General features: G+C 47.3%; 5 protein-coding genes. 1 reads left to right on the top strand and 4 read right to left on the bottom strand.

Features of this window, described 5'->3' with window-relative positions:
* Nucleotides 1–167: 167 nt before the first annotated feature.
* From BJR36_RS19770 to BJR36_RS21225, 4 genes are all read right to left on the bottom strand, one after another.
* The gene (locus BJR36_RS19770) at nucleotides 168–509 is read right to left on the bottom strand and encodes a DUF6618 family protein (RefSeq protein ID WP_091237149.1); all 342 of its coding nucleotides are present in this window, start codon (nucleotides 507–509) and stop codon (nucleotides 168–170) included.
* A gap of 10 nt (nucleotides 510–519) precedes the next feature.
* Nucleotides 520–1323, bottom strand: a complete 804-nt coding sequence (locus tag BJR36_RS19765; RefSeq protein ID WP_091237148.1) for an ExeA family protein — start codon at nucleotides 1321–1323, stop codon at nucleotides 520–522.
* A complete protein-coding gene (locus tag BJR36_RS19760) occupies nucleotides 1316–2599 on the bottom strand; it encodes a DDE-type integrase/transposase/recombinase (protein ID WP_091237147.1) in 1284 nt (427 codons plus the stop codon). The genes BJR36_RS19765 and BJR36_RS19760 overlap by 8 nt, the downstream gene beginning before the upstream one ends.
* Nucleotides 2600–2694: 95 nt before the next feature.
* Nucleotides 2695–3120 (bottom strand): DUF6431 domain-containing protein, encoded by a 426-nt coding sequence (locus BJR36_RS21225; protein WP_408605747.1) that lies wholly within the window; start codon nucleotides 3118–3120, stop codon nucleotides 2695–2697.
* On the opposite strand from BJR36_RS21225, the gene BJR36_RS19750 reads away from it, so the two are divergent.
* Nucleotides 3022–3252, top strand: coding sequence for a hypothetical protein (locus BJR36_RS19750; RefSeq protein ID WP_091237145.1), 231 nt, complete (start codon nucleotides 3022–3024; stop codon nucleotides 3250–3252). The genes BJR36_RS21225 and BJR36_RS19750 overlap by 99 nt on opposite strands.
* Nucleotides 3253–3560 lie beyond the last annotated feature (308 nt).

Here is a 3560-nt window from a genome sequence, read left to right as displayed (position 1 = left end):
TGTTGAGCGGCGCTCTCTGTTCCGGTCAAACTGCACGTTGTTTTCTCGGAATTTCAGTAGCTTAGTGGCATAGTCTTTTCTGGAAAGCGCTCTGTTATCCAGCGAAAAGCGAATTGTATTCCTGTCACTAATCAGAAACACCCTGCCGAAGCAGGGTGCCACGAGTTTCATATGTAGTTGTTTTTCTTCAGTGTCCTTAAGGCTTCGGCTACAGTGGAAGCATCAACCCGGTTCATCCGGCTTGACAGCTGCTCGTTATTCCAGAAGTAATCTTCGTATCCGGCAAGATCACAGCCGACGCCAAATGCGGGAATGCTAATAAAAGCGCCACAGGTATATTTCCCGACTATGAAGATGAAGCCGCTTCGACTTTCGAGTTGAATTTCATAATGGCTTCCGAAGTCAGTAATCCGGTTAACAAAGCCGTGCCATTCTTCGTATTTACGGCCGTTTTTTTCACGGCAATGGAAAACCATGGGCAGAGAAACAATCGCATTTGTTTTGTCCATAAGGCGCCTCCTATCCGAGCGTGATGCTGTTGCTGGCAGCAAGAATGGTTTCGGAGTCAATACACTGCTTTTTCAGCTGGGCACCGAGAATCAATGCATTCGACATCACGGAATTAATCATACGTGGAGTGCCCTGGCAGTAGCCGGATACGGCACGGATGGCAGCATCGTCAATGATAGTTCTCGACCCTCCGGCAGCATCAATCCTGGAATAGATGTATTCGGCCGTTTCGTCTGCTGATAATCCGCTATAGTTATAATGAACCACAATTCGCTGCTTCAGGGCTTCGTGGACAGGTTTTTCAAGGACTGCATTCATATGCGGAAGCCCGATCATGACCAACGCGAAACAATCGAGGGAATCATAATCCTGGTTCATGAGGAGCTTGAAGTCCCTTAGGATGTCCGTGCCAAGATACTGACATTCATCCACAACAACGAAGATAGTCCTATGCTTCTCCTTGAGGAGATAGCGGAGCCTCTCCTGGATGGAGTTAAACATGATGGATTTCCTTGTTCCGATATCCAGACCCAGCTGGGTGCATAACTGACGGTAGAATTCAGTCACACTGATTGTGGACAGACAGGTATAGAACATCTGGCAAAGGTTCGGATTCAAACTCTCAGCAAAGCAACGCAACGCAAAAGTTTTTCCCATTCCCGGAGGAGCGGTTACAAGACCGATGCCACGTGTGTTCTTCAGGAACGCAAGACGGTTCTGCACCTCAAGGTGATCCCTGGACTGGAAGGCATCCTTTACAGGAGCCGACTTGTCAAACGGATTGAAGGTAATCCCATAAAAATGCTTATACACTGTCAACACCTCCAGTTCTGGAGTAATCAATGGAAGGGGTATTGTTCCGCTTGGTTCTGAAATTCTCTACCTTGTTTGTTTTGCGAATGGGATAACGCTTCCCTTCATAAAGGATATAGGCGTTCTTCATATCATCTGGGAGGAAGCGTACTTCCACCTTCATGCGTATGAACTGCTGGGGACAGTCATAAGAAATCGAGTTAATAGAAACAGTGGAGTCATTATTCACCTTCCGTATCATCCGGTTCATGAAGCACTCATCGAGCCATTCCCTGCTTTTCGGGAAACGGATGCGGTCGAGATGTCGGGAATAGCGCTCCATGGGCGTGCCGCTGATATCGCGGTTGAAAGAGTTGTTCCGTTTATGGACGTAGTCCGCAAGAAGGCGGTTCAACGCATCCAGGGAGTCCACGCCAGAGATATCAAGACCGTGCAGCCAAGTGTCTTTGATGGTGCGGAATGACCGCTCAACCTTTGCTTTGGCGGCCCCGTCCCTTACTGGAGTATGGATTTCGATGATGCCCAGGGAGCCGAGGATAAGAGAAAGCTGCTCATTGGAATAAGAACCGCCATTGTCGAGGTAGATTTTTGAACAGATACCAGATCTTGCGATAGCATCTTTGAGCACCTGCTGGAAGTTATAGGCGTTATCCTGATAGAAGAAACGGGCTCCGACAATCATACGGGAATGGTCATCGACGATATGAAACAAGTAAGTGCGTCTGGAAACACCGTTTTCCGTGATAAAAACAGAATAGCAGGTATCCGCCTGATACATGTCACAGGGGAATTCCGCTTCAAAGGCCTTGCGGTCTTTGATGTTTGGGTTTCGTGCAGATTTCAGATCATTGCGCTTGATGAAGCGCTGCACTGCCGAGACGGAAGTGCCTGACGGCGTAATGAAGCCGTCCTCGATCAGCTTCTGATAAATCAAGGTAGCATTGATCCGGGGAAAAGTCTCCTTCAGACGATAGATTTCCGCAATGGCGGCATCCGAAAGGGCTCTTGGTACACCGATGTCCGAGCGGCGTTTTGGTATAAGACCGTCTATACCGTGTCTCAGATAAAGCTTCTCCCACTTTTCAAAAGTATTGTAGTTGTACATTACCTCACTGCCATCCGGCATTTTTAAGGGTTTTTCAGCAACCCGCTTATAATAGGCTGTTTTCGTAGGCTCAGCAAACAGCTCCTGAATGACAGGAGCAACTACTGCGAAGCGTACTCTGGCAATAGCGGCTGCTTCACTGAAAGATTTGTCATTAAATGTATTGTTCATAATGTAACACACCTCCTGGAAACACCATATCAGAACCGGGTGGAGGATGCCATTGCGGTGTTATGTGGAAGCGGATAATGGAAAAATCAAAGGAATCAAGGCGGGTAGGAGCGTGCCGCCCGAAAGGAATGATGGCCGGCCTGAAGGAAGGAATGTCGCATGGCCGAAAAGAATCCGGACAAGAACGGATGGGAAGGAAAAGGATAGAGCGATCCAAGGAAGTGAACCGTTCCAGAGAGATAATCCTCCAGAAGCCCAAGCCAGATTTTTTTGTGGGTCAGAAAAAGGGAATGCCAGGCATAGAGGGTTGATACAGAGATGTCATACTTTGAGCAGACAGATTCCACGGAAACAGGACGTGTGTAATAATCCCTGAGCACCGTGAGGATGAAGGGAAGGCTATAGGAGCTGTAAGGGATCAGATGCTCTGGCAGAATCGCGTGGGTATGGCCACAGGAAGTGCATTTATAACGGATGACCATGATAGTGTAAGTAACCGTAAGACCGTGCTCAAACGAAATAAGAAAGCGTTCATAGGAAGCATGCTTCTGCCAGTCCGGATGTGCGCAGGAACAGAAGGGGCAGGCGTAATCGTGGATGCTGACAGCAGACATGGCTTGAAGGAATGCTTCATACGCAGTAAGATTTATTAAATTCAGCTTGCAGAAAAGACCAAATGCTCTTATCATGAATATATACCTCGTGGAAGGTATGTCATGTACCCGTTGCTTTAATAATTAGGGACATGGCGATTGAGAAAGAGTGAAACTTTGGTCGGTGGCACTCTTTCTTTTTTTTGTGTCAAGAATAACTATACATTTCATGGGCAGCGTGGTCAAGGAAGAACAGAACAAAAAGAGCCGCATTAAGCGGCAGGAATTAATCAGGTATTAAGAGGAAGAACAGAAAATAATTCGACGTGAAAGAGCGGGAGTAAGAGATTATATTTCGCAAGTCTACA

The sequence above is a fragment of the Anaerobium acetethylicum genome (assembly GCF_900096945.1).
Taxonomy (GTDB): Bacteria; Bacillota; Clostridia; order Lachnospirales; family Lachnospiraceae; genus Anaerobium; species Anaerobium acetethylicum.
This window is presented reverse-complemented; position numbering and strand designations above follow the sequence as displayed.

Excerpts from the sequence above, each read along its gene's own strand:
- BJR36_RS19750 (WP_091237145.1), top strand. The coding sequence starts at position 3,022 with ATGCTCTGGCAGAATCGCGTGGGTATGGCCACAGGAAGTGCATTTATA.
- BJR36_RS19770 (WP_091237149.1), bottom strand. The coding sequence starts at position 509 with ATGGACAAAACAAATGCGATTGTTTCTCTGCCCATGGTTTTCCATTGC.
- BJR36_RS19760 (WP_091237147.1), bottom strand. The coding sequence starts at position 2,599 with ATGAACAATACATTTAATGACAAATCTTTCAGTGAAGCAGCCGCTATT.